Consider the following 13,945-nt stretch of genomic DNA (forward strand, 5'->3'; position numbering starts at 1 on the left):
GGCTCTAGAACGAGGTGCCGTTCTCCTCGGTGAGGACCTGGAAGTCGGTGTCGGTCATCTCCGAGAGCCGGCCGTAGTAGATGCCCCGCGCGCTCGGTTCGACGATGCCCTGGTGGATCGGAACGGCGCGCGTCGGAGCGACGGCGCGGAGATAGTCGACGGCCTCGGAGATCTTCATCCACGGTGCGGCCGCCGGTGTCGCCAGCACGTCGACGGGTTCGCCGGGCGTGAACAGCGCATCGCCCGGGTGCATCAGGCGTGCCGGGTGATCACCGTCACCGACGAGGTAGGAGATGTTGTCGATAACCGGGATCTCGGGGTGGATCACCGCGTGGGTGCCGCCGACGCCGCGGACGGCGAGGTGGCCCACGGAGAACGCGTCACCGGCGTGCACAGCCGTCCACGCCGCCCCGAGCTGGGCGGCGGTCATCGGGTCGGCGTACAGCGCGGCCTGCGGGTTCGCGTCCAGCAGTGCCGGCAGACGCGAGACGTCGGCGTGGTCGGGGTGCTGGTGGGTGATGAGGATCGCGGACAGGCCGGTGAGGCCCTCGAAGCCGTGCGAGAAGGTGCCCGGGTCGAATAGGACCGTGGTGTCGGGGCCCTCGCCGTCGGGGAACGTCGCCAGCAGGCAGGAGTGGCCGAAATGCGTCAGCTGCATGACTCCATTGTGCCGCCGGTAGAGTGATCGCCGACCGTTCTCCACCAGAAGGAGCCGCCCGTGGCCCGGGTCGTAGTGCACGTCATGCCGAAGGCTGAGATCCTCGATCCGCAAGGTCAGGCGATCGTCGGTGCCCTTGGCCGCCTCGGCCACGCCGGAGTGTCGGATGTTCGGCAAGGCAAGCGGTTCGAACTCGAGGTCGACGACAGCGTCAGCGATGACGCGCTCGCCGAGATCGCCGAGTCGCTGCTGGCCAACACCGTCATCGAGGACTGGGTCATCACCAGGGACGATCAGTGACCACGCGCGTCGGGGTGATCACGTTCCCCGGGACGCTCGATGACGTCGACGCGGCCCGCGCCGCGCGTGCCGTGGGCGCCGAGTCGGTGAACCTCTGGCACGCCGACGCCGATCTCAAGGGTGTCGACGCCGTCATCGTCCCGGGTGGGTTCTCCTACGGCGACTACCTGCGCTGCGGTGCCATCGCGAAGTTCGCGCCCGTGATGGGCGAGGTCGTGGAGGCTGCGCGCGGCGGCCTCCCGGTGCTGGGTATCTGCAACGGTTTCCAGGTGCTGTGCGAGGCGGGCCTGCTGCCTGGCGCCCTGACCCGCAACGCCGGACTGCACTTCATCTGCCGCGACGTCTGGCTGCAGGTCGCGTCGACCTCGACGGCGTGGACCACACGCTACGAGCAGGACGCCGACCTGCTGATCCCGCTGAAGTCCGGGGAGGGCCGTTACGTCGCCTCCGAGTCGGTGCTCGACGAACTCGAGGGCGAGGGCCGTGTGGTCTTCCGTTACCGCGAGAACCTCAACGGCTCGATGCGCGGTATCGCCGGCATCAGCTCCGCCAACGGCCGCGTCGTCGGCCTGATGCCCCATCCCGAGCACGCCACCGAGGCGCTGACCGGCCCGTCCGATGACGGGCTGGGCATGTTCTTCTCGGCGCTCGACGCCGTTCTCGCTGCCTAGCGGGCACTGCTCGGCTCTAATCGTCGTGTTGAAAAGACGTGCGGCACGTGTCGATGAACGCTGCAGCCGGTCGGGTCAGCTTGGCCGCGGCGAGTGTCACCGCGCTGATCGCGAGACCGAGATGATCGCCGCTGAGGGTTCGGGTCGTGAAACCGCGACCTTCGTAACTCGTTGATACGTAGGTGCGCTGGCTGAGAATCGAGTAGCCGAAGCCGCGGGCAACCAATGACCGAACGAGTTCGAAGCTCGTGGCGCGGTATCGCACCGTTGGTTCGAGTGCTTCGGCATGAAAGAGCGACAGGAAGTAGTCGCCACCGGGTGCCAAGCTAAACAGGATCATCGGCTCGTCGGCCAGCTGGCTCAGTGACACCGATTCCTGTCGCGTCAATGGGTGATCCTCCGCAAGAAGCACGTACGGCGGGGCCGTGAAGATCAGCTCGGACCTGAGGTCGTCGCGATGCGCGGCGACATCGGCGCCGTAGTCATACAGCAGCGCGAGATCCAAAGTCCCGTTGCGGAGCTTGTCCAATAGGTAGTCGTGTGAACCCTCCGAGAAGGAGATATCCACGCCTGGAAAGCGATCGACGTAGTCACCCAAGGCGCGGGGCAGGACGATAGGCGACAGCGTGCTGTAGCAACCGACCACCAGTCGGCCGGTGAGGCCGTTCTGACGTTCGCTCGCAGACGTCTGCAAATCGTGCAGATCAGCGAGAAGGCGGCGAGCGTCGGTGAGAACCTGCTCGCCGATGGCGGTGGGGCGCACGCCGCGGCTGTGCCGAACCAACACCTGTGCTCCGAGCGCGCGCTCCAGCTCGCTCAGCGCCATCGACAAGGCCGATTGCGACAGGTGAAGGCGTCGAGATGCCGCAGTCACCGACCCTTCCTCGACCGCCGCGATGAAGTACTCGAGTTGACGCAGTGTGGCGTCAGACATCAATTTTTCCGATCGTTCACTTCAAATAGTTCGACTGTACAGGGTAGGTGACCGGCGTCATAGTCGTAGACATCAACGTTCGCGACAAGAAAGTCACTATGAACGAGAGTCACGGAGCAGCACCACGGACGGCTGAGGCCTATCCGTCATCAGGCCCGGACGTCGAACCCGAGCAGGGGCTCAAACGGTCCCTGGATAATCGGCACATCGTGATGATCGCCCTCGGCGGCATCATCGGCGCCGGGCTCTTCGTGGGCAGCGGTGCAGTGATCAATCGCACGGGTCCTGCCGCTGTCCTGAGCTACGCCGTATCTGGTGTCCTGATGATCCTGGTCATCCGTGCCATCGGCGAAATGGCCGTGGCAAGGCCATCTTCCGGGTCGGTCGCGAACTTCTCCCGCGAGGGTCTGGGCAATTGGGCCGGATTCAGCGTCGGCTGGCTCTACTGGTACTTCTGGGTCGTCGTAGCCGCGATCGAAGCGGTGGCCGGCGCCGGCATCCTGGCCGCGTACATACCGGGAGTTCCAGCCTGGCTGTTGTGTCTGGGTCTGGTGCTGATTCTGACTGGCTTGAACCTGCTCTCGGTCAAGGCATTCGGCGAAGCCGAGTTCTGGTTCGCCTCCATCAAAGTCATCGCAATCATCTTTTTCATCTGCGTCACGGGCCTGTACCTGCTCGGCGCAGTGGGCAAGACCGAGAGCCCCGGTCTCACCAATCTCTTCGCTCACGGTGGCCTGTTCCCGTACGGGCTTGTCGCTGCGCTCATCGGCAGTGTGACGGTGCTGTTCTCGATGGGAGGTGCGGAGATCGCGACAATCGCCGCGGCCGAATCCAAGAAACCCGTCGAGTTCGCCGCCAAGGCCACCAAGCAGGTCATGACGCGGGTGTTCATCTTCTACGTCCTGTCCATCATGTTGATCGTTGCCGCCGTGCCGTGGGACACGCCCTACACCGGCGACACCATTCGCAGTCCATTCGCAGTCGTGCTGGAACGCATTGGCCTGCCGGGCACCTCGGTGCTGATGGAAGCCATCGTCCTCACCGCCGTACTCAGCTCGCTGAACTCGTGCATCTACATCACGTCGCGGATGCTGTTCGCTCTCGCCGACAAGGGTGATGCACCCAAATCGCTGGTGAAGATCAACAAGCGGGGCGTGCCAGTGCGGGCGATTCTGGCGGGCACCTCGATGGGCTACGCCGCGGTGGTCGCGAACTACTTCTTCCCCAAAGAGGTATTCATATTCCTGATCAACTCTTCCGGCGCCATTCAGCTCATCTACTACATCATCTTGGTGGGCGCGGAGATCCGTCTGCGGCGCAGACTCGAGCGTACGGACCCAGACGCCCTCCGGTTGAAGATGTGGTGCTTTCCGTACCTGTCCTGGTTCTCGATCGCGTGGATGATCGTCGTCCTGACGATGATGGCGTGGATTGAAGAGACCCGATCCCAACTTCTGCTGAGCCTCATCGCCTTTGGCCTCATCCTGCTCGCCTACCGGGCTCGCGCCTCCCGCGGCTCGAAACAGACCTCGATCATCCCCACAACACGCGCCTGAACTGCGCACCGAGAAGAAGGAACACCATGATCAGAACCGGCGAACAGTACCGGGACTCCATCCGTGACGGACGCAACGTGTGGATCGATGGTGAACGTGTAGACGACGTCACCACACATCCGGCATTCAAGCCGATCGTAGACATCCGCGCCCGCATCTACGATCTCGGCCACGACGAGGTGACCAAGTCGACCATGACCTACGTTGACGAGGAGACGGGTCAGACGTGCGCGATCGGGTCCAAACCGCCTCGAGAGAAGGAGGATTGGCGAGCCAAGCGTCGCGTGGTCGACACCATCCTGGATCACGCCGGGGGTGTCGTGACCCGCGTCGGCGACGAGACGGTCGGTGAGATGTGGTCGCTGGCCGACGGACAGGACGTCCTCAACCGGATCAACCCGGCCTTCTCCGAGAACATTATTCGCCACGTTCGGGACGCCAGCTTGAGCGATCCGTTCCACGTGTCAGCCAACACCGATCCCAAGGGTGACCGATCCAAGTGGCCCCAGGACCAGGATCCCGACGTTCTGCTACGTGTCGTCTCGGAGAACGATCGTGGAATTGTGGTGCGCGGAGCGAAGTTCGAGACGGCGGCTGCCTATTCGAACCAGGCCTTCGTCAAGCCGACGATCGGTGAGTGGAACCAGCAGACGCACTCGGAGTATGCGGTCGGATTCATCGCCGACATGAGCGACCAGCGCATCAAGCACATCTGCCGCTCGGGATTCCGAGGGGGGCGCGCGCCGGAGGACTACCCACTGACCAACCGGGTCGATGAGATCGACACCATGATCGTGTTCGACGACGTCGAGGTTCCGTGGGAGAACGTCCTCTTCTATCGTCACACCGAGGCGGCGAGTTTCATCCGCGCCACCCTGCACCGCTACAGCATCTTCCCCTTTATTCAGCGTCACCTGCGCTGGGCAGATCTACTCCTCGGATTCGCGCATGCCAGTGCACGCCAAACCGGGGTCAAGATGCACCAGGGCGTGCGGGAGAAGATCGCGGAGGTGGCCGCGTACCGGGAGGGGATCAACGCCCATCTCGTCGCCGCTATCGAACTCGCTGAGCCAAGCCCAGGCGGCTACCTGATGCCGCACCAGGCCACCATGTACTCGGGACGTGTCTTCGCGTGCAGCAACCTGCCCCGCATCATGCACTTGGTTCGCGATCTGGCCGGCTGCCAGATCAGCCTGACCCCGAGTGCCTCGACCTTCGCGAACGAGGAGACATCAGGGTGGCTGGCGAAGTACTTCGCCGTCGGCGAGGTCGACGCCGAGGAACGCCGCAAGCTGCTCGCCTACGGCCGTGATCTGCTCAACTCCGACTACGCCACCCACCGGTTGACGTTCCAATTGTTCGCTCAGTCACCGCCGTTCTCGCACCTACTTGCGGTCTACAACAACTACGACTTTGAAGCGGCAACCGAACTGATGTGCCAGTCGGCCGGGATCAAGGCCATCGATGGGAAGGGACGATGACGAATTCGATCGTGGTTGGCGGGCATCGCCGCCTACGGCCGTTCAACACGGCCGACGCCTACCCGGAGCAGAGCCTGTCCAACGACCTCTCGCAGGGTGTCGTCGCGGGCAACACCGTGTACCTGCGCGGTCAGGTCTCCCAGGACCTGAACACCCGAGAGAACGTGGCGCCAGGCGATCCGGTCGGTCAGACGCACAAGGTCGTCGACAACATCGAGCTGCTGTTGGGCGAGGCCGGCGCGGCGCTCGAGCACATCGTCGCCGCGCACGTCTACCTCACCGACGTACGCCACCGTGAGGACGTGTACCGGGTTCTCGGCGAGCGGCTGAAGGGCGTGTTCTACGCCTCGACCGGGCTGGTCGTCAGTGCGCTCGCGCGACCGGAGTGGGTCGTCGAGGTCACGGTAACGGCGGTGATCCCGTGACGTTCTCAGTGATTGGTCGGTGCGCCCGTTCCGGCAGGTTCGGCGCGGTCGTCACCTCATCGAGCCCAGCGGTCGCGGCCCGGTGTGTGTGGGCCCGCCAGGGGATCGGTGTTGCGGCGACCCAGAACGTCACCGACCCGACGTTGGGCAACAAGTTGCTGGAGCAGTTGGCTGGCGGCGCGACCGCGCAGCAGGCGATGGACACCGTGGTGGCCACGGCGAGCTACGTTGAGTACCGGCAACTCACGGTTCTCGACGCCGCGGGGAACGGCGCCACACATTCCGGCCTGAATACGTTGGGCACGAACGTCGTCGCCCTGGGCGTCGACGTGGTGGCGGCAGGCAACCTGCTCTCCTCGGAGCGGGTACCGCGGTCAATGGTCGAATCGTTCGAAGTCGATCCCGATCGAGATCTCGGCGACCGCCTGCTCGCAGCGTTGCGGGCAGGCGAGGAGGCCGGCGGCGAGGAGGGTCCAGTCCATTCGTGCGGCCTGCTGATTGTGTCTGACGCTGAGTGGCCGCTGACCGATCTGCGGGTGGATTGGGCCGATGAGGACCCCATCGGTCGGCTGGAGGAGGCGTGGGCAGTGTGGAAGCCGCAAGCCGAGGATTACACATTGCGGGCACGGCGACCCGATCTCGCGCCGTCGTATGGAGTGCCAGGTGATCAATGAGCTGAAGACGCGAGCCCAGAAGGCGGTGGAGGACGCGCTTCCCTCACTGATCGCGCTGTCGGAGAAGCTGCACGCCCATCCCGAGACAGCGTGGAGGGAACACCGGGCGGTCGGCTGGGTCAGCGGCTGCCTGGGTGACAGTGGGTTTGCCGTCACCCACCCATACCTGGGCCTGGACACTGCCTTTCACGCAGTGTCCGGAAGCGGCAAGACGCGGGTTGGGCTGTGTGCTGAATACGACGCTCTCCCGGGATTGGGTCACGCGTGCGGGCACAATCTCATCGCGGCCATGTCGGTCGGAGCCGCGCTTGGCCTGGCCGCGGTTGCCGACGAATCCGGGTTGACCGTCGAGGTGTTCGGAACCCCTGCCGAGGAAGGCGGTGGCGGAAAGATCGAGATGCTCGAGCGGGGTGCGTTCATCGGGTTGGACCTGGCGATGATGGCCCACCCAGCCCCGGTCGACGTCGCGGAGGCACGCCCATTCGCGGTGTCCCACTCCGAAATTCAATTCACCGGTAAGGCAGCACATGCGGCGGCGTATCCCGAGCAAGGGCGCAACGCCGCTGATGCCTTCGTCATCGCCCAAGTGGCACTGGGTCTTCTGCGTCAGCAGCTACCCGGCACCGTGCGTGTACACGGTGTCGTGACGGACGGTGGAGAGGCACCCAACGCCATCCCCGAGCGCACACGGGGTCGCTGGTATGTGCGCGCGGAATCACTCGACGAACTCGATGCGCTGGAGCGAAGGGTGTTTCGCTGCTTCGAGGCTGGCGCGCTGGCGAGCGACTGTGAGCTGACCATCTCGCCGGAGAGCAAGCCGTACGCCGAGTTTCGCACCGACGAAGAGGCGCTGCGCGCCTACCGTGTGAACGCCGAAGCGCTGGGTCGACGCTTCACTGGTGGCGAACAGGCGTCCAGGATGAACCGCGCCTCGACGGACATGGGCAATGTCTCACAGGTCGTGCCCGCCATCCATCCCTACATCGGGATCGACTCGTTGCCGGCACTCAACCACCAGCGTGAGTTCGCCGATCACTGCGTTGGCGAGGCTGCCAACAAGGCCATCCGCGATGGTTCGATCGCATTGGCATGGACTGCGGTAGACCGGTTGACCGCTGCCCGCGGAGGCGCGCATGGACACGTCGACTCACCACTGATTGGAAGTGAAACCAGCATATGACCGCAACATCGCAGACAAAGTCCACCGAACTGGAACTGCTGCAAGAGATCCTGTCGATCGACTCGACGTGGGGAAACGAGAAGCAGCTCGCCGAGTTCCTCGCCGATCAATTGCGCTGCGCAGGAGTTGAAGACGTGGCTCTGGTCGAATCGATGCCGGGACGGCCGAGTGTGGCGGGGCGCCTTCGGGGCACTGGTGGCGGCAGGTCGCTGATCCTCAACGGGCACCTTGACATCTACGAGGTGTCACCGGACTGGCAACGTGATCCATTTACGTCGGAGGTGGACGGTGGCCGCATCTACGGCGCTGGTATCGCAGATATGAAGGCAGCCACCTGTGCAAGCCTGGCCGCCATTGCACGCATCGCCGCCGGCGGGGAACGTCCGCGCGGCGACGTGATCTTCCAGGGGGTGTCGTGTCACTTCGAGGGCGGGGTCGGCACGCGCTCGCTACTTGATGCCGGCTACACCGCCGACGCCGCGATCTGTGGCGAGCCGACTGACAACACGTTGGGCATCGTTCACCGCGGCGCGGCCTATCTGAAGATCACCACGTTCGGCAAACAAGCTCACACCGCGGGAAAGCACATGGGGCTCAACGCCATCGAGACGATGGAGCCAATCCTGGCAGCACTTCGTCGGTTCGAGAGCGATATGCCCTTTGTCCCCCATCCGGATCTGCCGGGTGGCCCGATCCTGAACATTGGGACCATTCGCGGTGGCACCAAACACAATCAAGTGCCGGACCGCTGCGAGATCACCATCGACATTCGGCTCCTGCCGTCCCAGGACCCCCACGACGTCCGCCGGCAGGCCGAGGAACTCATCAGCCGGTTGCATGACGAGGTGGATGATCGAATCACGGCCAGTGTCGAGTTCAGCGAGCACTGGCTTTCCGGGCCGCGGTACCCGTACGAGATCGCCAGGGAGGCTGAGATCGTGCAGATTGCGGCCAACGCTGTCGCGGATGCCGGTTACGCCCAGCCAAAGTTCCAGGGGATCCAGTTCTGGACCGACATGGTGGTGATGCGGGACTTCGGGATTCCGGCGGTCAACGTCGGTCCCGGGACGCCCCCGTACAGCTGGGCCGACGAGTGGGTGGAGGAGAAGAAGTACGCCGAGATCGTCGATGTCTACGAGAACGCCGCCCGTCAGTGGTGCCAGTGACGCCCATCGAACACCGCACCGAGTCGGACTTCCTGGGCTGCATCGATATTCCCAAGGACAACTACTGGGGCATTCACACCGCGAGGGCATTGGAGAACTTTCCAATCAGCGGAATCTCGCTATCCGCCCACCCGGAACTCATTCACGCTCTCGGTGCCATCAAGCTGGCGGCGGTACGCACCAACCGCGAACAGGGTCATATTGATGAGTTGCGGGCGAGCGCCATCGAGAGGGCGTCTGTCGACGTGATGGACGGCAGACTCAACGAGCACTTCGTCGTCGATGTCGTTCAGGGCGGAGCGGGCACGTCGACGAACATGAACGCCAACGAGGTCATAGCCAACCGTGCACTTGAGCTACTCGGCATTCCTCGCGGTAGCTATGACCACGTGCATCCACTCGACCACGTCAACCGAAGTCAAAGCACGAACGACGTGTATCCCACAGCAGTCAAGATCGCACTGCTCAACGCTCTTAATCCACTGTCCGACGCACTGAGACACCTCATCGCGAGGTTGACGGCCAAGAGTGAGCAGTTCGCCGAGATCGTGAAAATCGGCCGAACTCAGCTGCAGGACGCCGTCCCAATGACCGTCGGACAGGAGTTCGCGGCATGGGCCGTGACACTCGCGGAGGAAATCGCTCGGGTCGAGGAGGCACGCCGCCTCCTGACCGAGATCAACCTCGGCGCCACCGCGATCGGCACGGGCATCACCACATCGCCCGGCTACGCGGCTGCCGTGTGCCGGCACCTACGGGACGTCACAGGACTGCCGTTGAGCACGGCGACCAACCTGATCGAAGCAACCTCCGACACAGGTGTCTTCGTGTACCTGTCGGGTGTCCTGAAGCGAATAGCGCTCAAGGTCTGCAAAATCTGCAATGACCTGCGGCTACTGTCCTCGGGTCCGCAGTCGGGATTCGGTGAACTACGGCTTCCGCCACGCCAGGCGGGATCCAGCATCATGCCGGGCAAGGTCAATCCCGTCATCCCGGAGTCCGTCAATCAGATCGCGTTTGCAGTGATCGGTAACGATGTCACCATCTCGATGGCGGCCGAAGCCGGCCAACTCCAGCTGAACGCCTTTGAACCGATCATGGCGCACCGTCTACTCGAGTCCATCGGTTGGATGCGACGCGGATTCACCACGCTCGCTGACCTTTGTATCGATGACATCGAGGTCAACACTGAGCATCTGAGGGTGTCGACCGCCCGAAGTGCCGCGATTGTCACGGCGTTGGTGCCCTACCTCGGGTATGCAGCCGCAGCTCAGATCGCGAGACAAGCGCTCTCCGAGAGCGGAACGGTGCGCGACTTGGCGTTGGCAACGGGATCGATCTCCAGTGGCGTGCTCGACGAGGTTCTGCGTCCGGAGGGACTTGCCAACTTTGCGACTAGCGAGTCAGGGCGACGGACGCCTCGGCCGTGTAGTTGAGGAACGTCAGGGTCTCCTCGAGGTAGAGCGAGATCGTGTCCGCGTCGTGAGCGAGGTAGCCGATCGAGACGTCGGTGCCGAGCTGCAGGTCGAAGTCTCCGCCCCGGGTGGACAGCACGAACGCGCCGTCGATCGCGGGTGCCCAGATAATGTCGCCGTCGACCAGCCGGCCGAGGTGCTCGCGGATCGGATAGCCGTGCGCGGTGGTCTCGCTGACCGCGGTGTACACATCGGCAGACAGCAGGACGCTGTACGGTCCGTCGACACCGGCGAGGCGCAGTTCGGACAGGGCCTGGGCGATGACGTCGGGGATCTCGCGGACATCCTCTGGCAGCGCCAGAGCCGGGTTGGAACTCGTCTTGCGTATGCCGCTGATCGACGCCGCCGGGTATCCCTCGAAGATGGCCCGGTCCTCGGCGAATGCCAGTTGCTTGGCGGCCTCCTTCACCGGATCCCAGTCGGAGTCCTGCGAGCCGCGCTCGACATCGTCAACATCCGTGCGGCCCACGGTGAACGGCACCCGCAGGCGCACCAGCGGACGGCTGTCACGCAGGTGCGCGACCACGCCGTCACCGGGTGACTCCACATCCAGTAGGTGACCGGTGCTGATCGCCGCCGTGGTCGACCCGCTGGGCCCGCTGACGTCGATCACACGACGACCTGCGATGTGCCGCTTGAAGGTTCGGGTCGCCTCAAGTTCGATCTCGGCCCACGCCTCGTTGGTGATCGGCGCGAGTTCGCGGTGCAGATTGTTCATCAGGGTTGTCCTTTCAGACTGCCGATCGAGAGCGAACCGGAATACGAGGGAGCGGGTGCGGTGGCCACGGGGCGCTCGACTTCCGCATCGGTGGGCAATGGCGGTGGATCATCGAGGAAATCGGCGGTGGGCGTGAAGAACAGGCAGCCGCTGACCGCGGTCGAGAAGTCCAGGATCCGATCGGTGTTACCGGGCGGATCCCCGATGAACATGTTGGTCAGCATCCGCTCGGTGACCGCGGCCGCACGGGAGTAGCCGATGAAGTACGTGCCGAACTCCGCCTTACCGACCTCGCCGAACGGCATGTTGTGCCGCACGATCTTCAGTTCGTTGCCGTCGTCGTCCTCGATGACGTTGAGCGCCACGTGCGAGTTGGCGGGCTTGACGGTGTCATCGAGTTCGATGTCATCGAGCTTCGTGCGGCCTATCGCCGCCTCCTGCTCCGCGACCGAGATCGAGTTCCACGCACTCATGTCGTGCAGATAGCGCTGGACGTGCACGTAGCAACCGCCGGCGAAGTCAGGATCCTCGTCGCCGATCTGCGTGGCGCTCGCAGCGATCTGACCGCTGGGGTTCTCCGTGCCGTCAACGAAACCCATCAGGTCCCGGTTATCGAAGAACTTGAAGCCGTGCACCTCGTCGATGACGGTCACGGCACCGGCCATCGCCTCCACGAGCTTGCCAGCCAACTCGAAGCAGACGTCCAGGGACTCCGCGCGGATGTGGAAGAGCAGATCGCCCGGAGTGGACGGCGCACGGTGGCGCGGGCCCTCCAAAGCGATGAAGGGATGCAACTCGACGGGTCGCGGCCCGGCGAACAACCGGTCCCACGCGTCGGAGCCGATCGAGGCGACGACCGACAGATTCTTCGTCGGATCGCGAAAGCCGATGGCGCGCACTAGGCCCGAGATATCGCCGAGCGCGTCGTGCACCACGGACTCGCCGCCGTCGTCGATCGTGGCGATCAGGAAGATCGCAGCAGGCGTCAGCGGCGCCAGCACTGGCTGCGGAACGACATCGGGCACATCTGGACCCTAGCGCCAACGCGGGGGAAATCACCCGTCAAGATACAAAGATGGCAGCCAGCCCCCAGAGCCTCTGCGAGTTCATCGACGCATCCCCGTCGCCCTATCACGTGTGCGAGACCGCAGCGCAGCGGTTGCGCGACGCGGGCCTGACCGAACTGTCCGAGAGCGAGCACTGGCCGAGCACGCCCGGTGGCTACTTCACGGTCCGCGCGGGCTCACTGGTGGCGTGGCGGACGAACGGCGCCGCAACGCCGTTCCGCATCGTCGGCGGTCACACCGACAGTCCCAATCTGCGGGTCAAACAGCACCCCGACCGGGTCGTCGCCGGGTGGCGCGTCGTGGCACTGCAGCCCTATGGCGGGGCGTGGCTGAACTCCTGGCTCGACCGCGACCTCGGGGTCAGCGGCCGGTTGTCGCTGCGCCGCTCCAACACCGTCGAACACGTGCTGGTCCGTGTCGACGACCCGGTGCTGCGTGTGCCGCAGCTGGCGATACACCTCTCCGAGGACCGCAAGGGTGTGACGCTGGATCCGCAGCGCCACGTCAACGCCGTGTGGGGCGTCGGCGATTCCGCACGCGACTTCGTCTCCTACGTCGCCGCGAGTGTGGACCTCGACCCCGGTGAGGTGCTCGCTGCGGACCTGATGACCCACGACCTGGCCCCGTCAACGGTTATCGGCGTCGACCGCGACATGGTCAGTGCGCCCCGGCTCGACAATCAGGGCACCTGCTACGCCGGGTTGGAGGCGTTCCTGGCCGCCGAACCGGGTGACCACCTGCCGGTGCTCGCGCTGTTCGACCACGAGGAGGTCGGCTCGACGTCCGACCACGGCGCGCAGTCCGATCTGCTGCTGACGGTGCTCGAACGCATCACGCTCGCCGCGGGCGGGGGACGCGAGGACTTCCTGCGCCGCATCCCCGGGTCCATGGTGGCGTCCGGCGACATGGCGCACGCGACGCATCCCAACTACCCGGATCGCCACGAACCGGGCCATCTGATCGCGGTGAACGGCGGGCCGGTGCTGAAGGTGCAGCCGAACCTGCGCTATGCCACCGACGGTCGCACGGCGGCTGCGTTCGCGCTGGCGTGTGAGCAGGCGGGTGTCCCGTTGCAGCGCTACGAGCACCGCGCCGATCTGCCCTGCGGGTCGACAATCGGTCCGATGACGGCGGCGCGCACGGGAATCCCGACCGTCGACGTCGGCGCGGCCCAGCTCGCGATGCACTCGGCGCGTGAGCTGATGGGGGCCCACGATGTCGCGTCCTACTCGTCGGCATTGCAGGCGTTTCTGTCACCGGCGTGATCTAGCGTGAGTCGCATGTCTCTCGATATTGCGATGCTGACCTTCGACTGCACAGATCCCGACGCGCTCGCGGCGTGGTGGAGTGAGGCTGTCGGCGGCACGGTGAATGCCGTGGCCCCGGGTGAGTTCGTCATGGTGGCCCTGGAGAAGGGGCCGACGCTGGGGTTCCAGAGGGTGCCCGATCCGACGCCGGGCAAGAACAAGGTCCACCTGGACCTCCACAGTGCCGACAAGGAGACCGAGGTGGCCCGACTGGTCGCCGCCGGGGCGACAGAACTCGGCCGGAACAGCTTCGGCCCGGAGTTCGACTGGGTGGTGCTCGCCGACCCCGAGGGCAACTCCTTCTGCGTGGCGGGCGAGGCCTGACACACCGCC

At 64.8% G+C, this 13,945-nt stretch carries 15 protein-coding genes; 11 read left to right on the forward strand and 4 right to left on the reverse strand.

The features are described 5' to 3' along the window. Positions 1-4: 4 nt before the first annotated feature. A complete protein-coding gene (locus ACZY0X_RS07090; RefSeq protein ID WP_463768943.1) occupies positions 5-658 on the reverse strand; it encodes an MBL fold metallo-hydrolase in 654 nt (217 codons plus the stop codon). Between the two features lie 60 nt (positions 659-718). Here ACZY0X_RS07090 and purS point away from each other — a divergent pair, with 60 nt between their 5' ends. Together purS and purQ are read left to right on the forward strand one after the other, a co-directional pair. Continuing rightward, positions 719-958: a phosphoribosylformylglycinamidine synthase subunit PurS gene (gene purS / locus ACZY0X_RS07095; protein WP_241403089.1), complete on the forward strand. Its 240-nt coding sequence runs from the start codon at positions 719-721 to the stop codon at positions 956-958. Then, complete coding sequence (gene purQ, locus ACZY0X_RS07100; protein WP_463768944.1) at positions 955-1,629, forward strand: phosphoribosylformylglycinamidine synthase subunit PurQ; 675 nt, start codon at positions 955-957, stop codon at positions 1,627-1,629. Before purS ends, purQ begins: the two co-directional genes overlap by 4 nt. A gap of 16 nt (positions 1,630-1,645) precedes the next feature. Here the strand turns inward: purQ and ACZY0X_RS07105 are convergent, their stop codons facing one another. After that, on the reverse strand, positions 1,646-2,563 hold the full coding sequence (locus ACZY0X_RS07105) for a LysR family transcriptional regulator (protein WP_463768945.1): 918 nt from the start codon (positions 2,561-2,563) through the stop codon (positions 1,646-1,648). Between the two features lie 98 nt (positions 2,564-2,661). Here ACZY0X_RS07105 and ACZY0X_RS07110 point away from each other — a divergent pair, with 98 nt between their 5' ends. Genes ACZY0X_RS07110 through ACZY0X_RS07140 form a run of 7 tightly spaced genes read left to right on the forward strand, consistent with a single transcriptional unit; the run spans position 2,662 to position 10,481 of the window. Then, positions 2,662-4,119: an amino acid permease gene (locus ACZY0X_RS07110; RefSeq protein WP_463768946.1), complete on the forward strand. Its 1,458-nt coding sequence runs from the start codon at positions 2,662-2,664 to the stop codon at positions 4,117-4,119. A 26-nt stretch (positions 4,120-4,145) separates the two neighbouring features. Next, positions 4,146-5,600 carry a 4-hydroxyphenylacetate 3-hydroxylase family protein gene (locus ACZY0X_RS07115; protein WP_463768947.1) on the forward strand — a complete coding sequence of 485 codons (1,455 nt, stop codon included), beginning with the start codon at positions 4,146-4,148 and terminating at the stop codon, positions 5,598-5,600. Beyond that, positions 5,597-6,025: a Rid family hydrolase gene (locus ACZY0X_RS07120; protein ID WP_463768948.1), complete on the forward strand. Its 429-nt coding sequence runs from the start codon at positions 5,597-5,599 to the stop codon at positions 6,023-6,025. The genes ACZY0X_RS07115 and ACZY0X_RS07120 overlap by 4 nt, the downstream gene beginning before the upstream one ends. Continuing rightward, positions 6,022-6,699: a DUF1028 domain-containing protein gene (locus ACZY0X_RS07125; protein WP_463768949.1), complete on the forward strand. Its 678-nt coding sequence runs from the start codon at positions 6,022-6,024 to the stop codon at positions 6,697-6,699. The genes ACZY0X_RS07120 and ACZY0X_RS07125 overlap by 4 nt, the downstream gene beginning before the upstream one ends. Further along, positions 6,692-7,879, forward strand: a complete 1,188-nt coding sequence (locus ACZY0X_RS07130; protein ID WP_463770541.1) for a M20 family metallopeptidase — start codon at positions 6,692-6,694, stop codon at positions 7,877-7,879. Before ACZY0X_RS07125 ends, ACZY0X_RS07130 begins: the two co-directional genes overlap by 8 nt. Beyond that, positions 7,876-9,045 (forward strand): M20 family metallopeptidase, encoded by a 1,170-nt coding sequence (locus tag ACZY0X_RS07135; protein WP_463768950.1) that lies wholly within the window; start codon positions 7,876-7,878, stop codon positions 9,043-9,045. The genes ACZY0X_RS07130 and ACZY0X_RS07135 overlap by 4 nt, the downstream gene beginning before the upstream one ends. Beyond that, a complete protein-coding gene (locus ACZY0X_RS07140; RefSeq protein WP_463768951.1) occupies positions 9,042-10,481 on the forward strand; it encodes an aspartate ammonia-lyase in 1,440 nt (479 codons plus the stop codon). The genes ACZY0X_RS07135 and ACZY0X_RS07140 overlap by 4 nt, the downstream gene beginning before the upstream one ends. Here ACZY0X_RS07140 and ACZY0X_RS07145 read toward each other — a convergent pair. Further along, a complete protein-coding gene (locus ACZY0X_RS07145; protein WP_463768952.1) occupies positions 10,441-11,238 on the reverse strand; it encodes a family 1 encapsulin nanocompartment shell protein in 798 nt (265 codons plus the stop codon). The two genes, ACZY0X_RS07140 and ACZY0X_RS07145, sit on opposite strands and share 41 nt — an antisense overlap. Continuing rightward, a complete protein-coding gene (locus ACZY0X_RS07150; RefSeq protein WP_463768953.1) occupies positions 11,238-12,263 on the reverse strand; it encodes a Dyp-type peroxidase in 1,026 nt (341 codons plus the stop codon). The genes ACZY0X_RS07145 and ACZY0X_RS07150 overlap by 1 nt, the downstream gene beginning before the upstream one ends. Before the next feature lie 50 nt (positions 12,264-12,313). Here ACZY0X_RS07150 and ACZY0X_RS07155 point away from each other — a divergent pair, with 50 nt between their 5' ends. Continuing rightward, the gene (locus tag ACZY0X_RS07155) at positions 12,314-13,570 is read left to right on the forward strand and encodes a M18 family aminopeptidase (protein ID WP_463768954.1); all 1,257 of its coding nucleotides are present in this window, start codon (positions 12,314-12,316) and stop codon (positions 13,568-13,570) included. Positions 13,571-13,585: 15 nt separating this feature from the next. Further along, positions 13,586-13,936 carry a VOC family protein gene (locus tag ACZY0X_RS07160; RefSeq protein ID WP_463768955.1) on the forward strand — a complete coding sequence of 117 codons (351 nt, stop codon included), beginning with the start codon at positions 13,586-13,588 and terminating at the stop codon, positions 13,934-13,936. Positions 13,937-13,945: the final 9 nt, after the last annotated feature.

The sequence above is a fragment of the Mycobacterium sp. IDUB_39 genome, assembly GCF_055419205.1.

Excerpts from the sequence above, each read along its gene's own strand:
- ACZY0X_RS07160 (WP_463768955.1), top strand. The coding sequence starts at position 13,586 with ATGTCTCTCGATATTGCGATGCTGACCTTCGACTGCACAGATCCCGAC.
- ACZY0X_RS07090 (WP_463768943.1), bottom strand. The coding sequence starts at position 658 with ATGCAGCTGACGCATTTCGGCCACTCCTGCCTGCTGGCGACGTTCCCC.
- ACZY0X_RS07115 (WP_463768947.1), top strand. The coding sequence starts at position 4,146 with ATGATCAGAACCGGCGAACAGTACCGGGACTCCATCCGTGACGGACGC.
- ACZY0X_RS07110 (WP_463768946.1), top strand. The coding sequence starts at position 2,662 with ATGAACGAGAGTCACGGAGCAGCACCACGGACGGCTGAGGCCTATCCG.
- ACZY0X_RS07135 (WP_463768950.1), top strand. The coding sequence starts at position 7,876 with ATGACCGCAACATCGCAGACAAAGTCCACCGAACTGGAACTGCTGCAA.
- ACZY0X_RS07145 (WP_463768952.1), bottom strand. The coding sequence starts at position 11,238 with ATGAACAATCTGCACCGCGAACTCGCGCCGATCACCAACGAGGCGTGG.
- ACZY0X_RS07155 (WP_463768954.1), top strand. The coding sequence starts at position 12,314 with ATGGCAGCCAGCCCCCAGAGCCTCTGCGAGTTCATCGACGCATCCCCG.
- ACZY0X_RS07105 (WP_463768945.1), bottom strand. The coding sequence starts at position 2,563 with ATGTCTGACGCCACACTGCGTCAACTCGAGTACTTCATCGCGGCGGTC.
- ACZY0X_RS07120 (WP_463768948.1), top strand. The coding sequence starts at position 5,597 with ATGACGAATTCGATCGTGGTTGGCGGGCATCGCCGCCTACGGCCGTTC.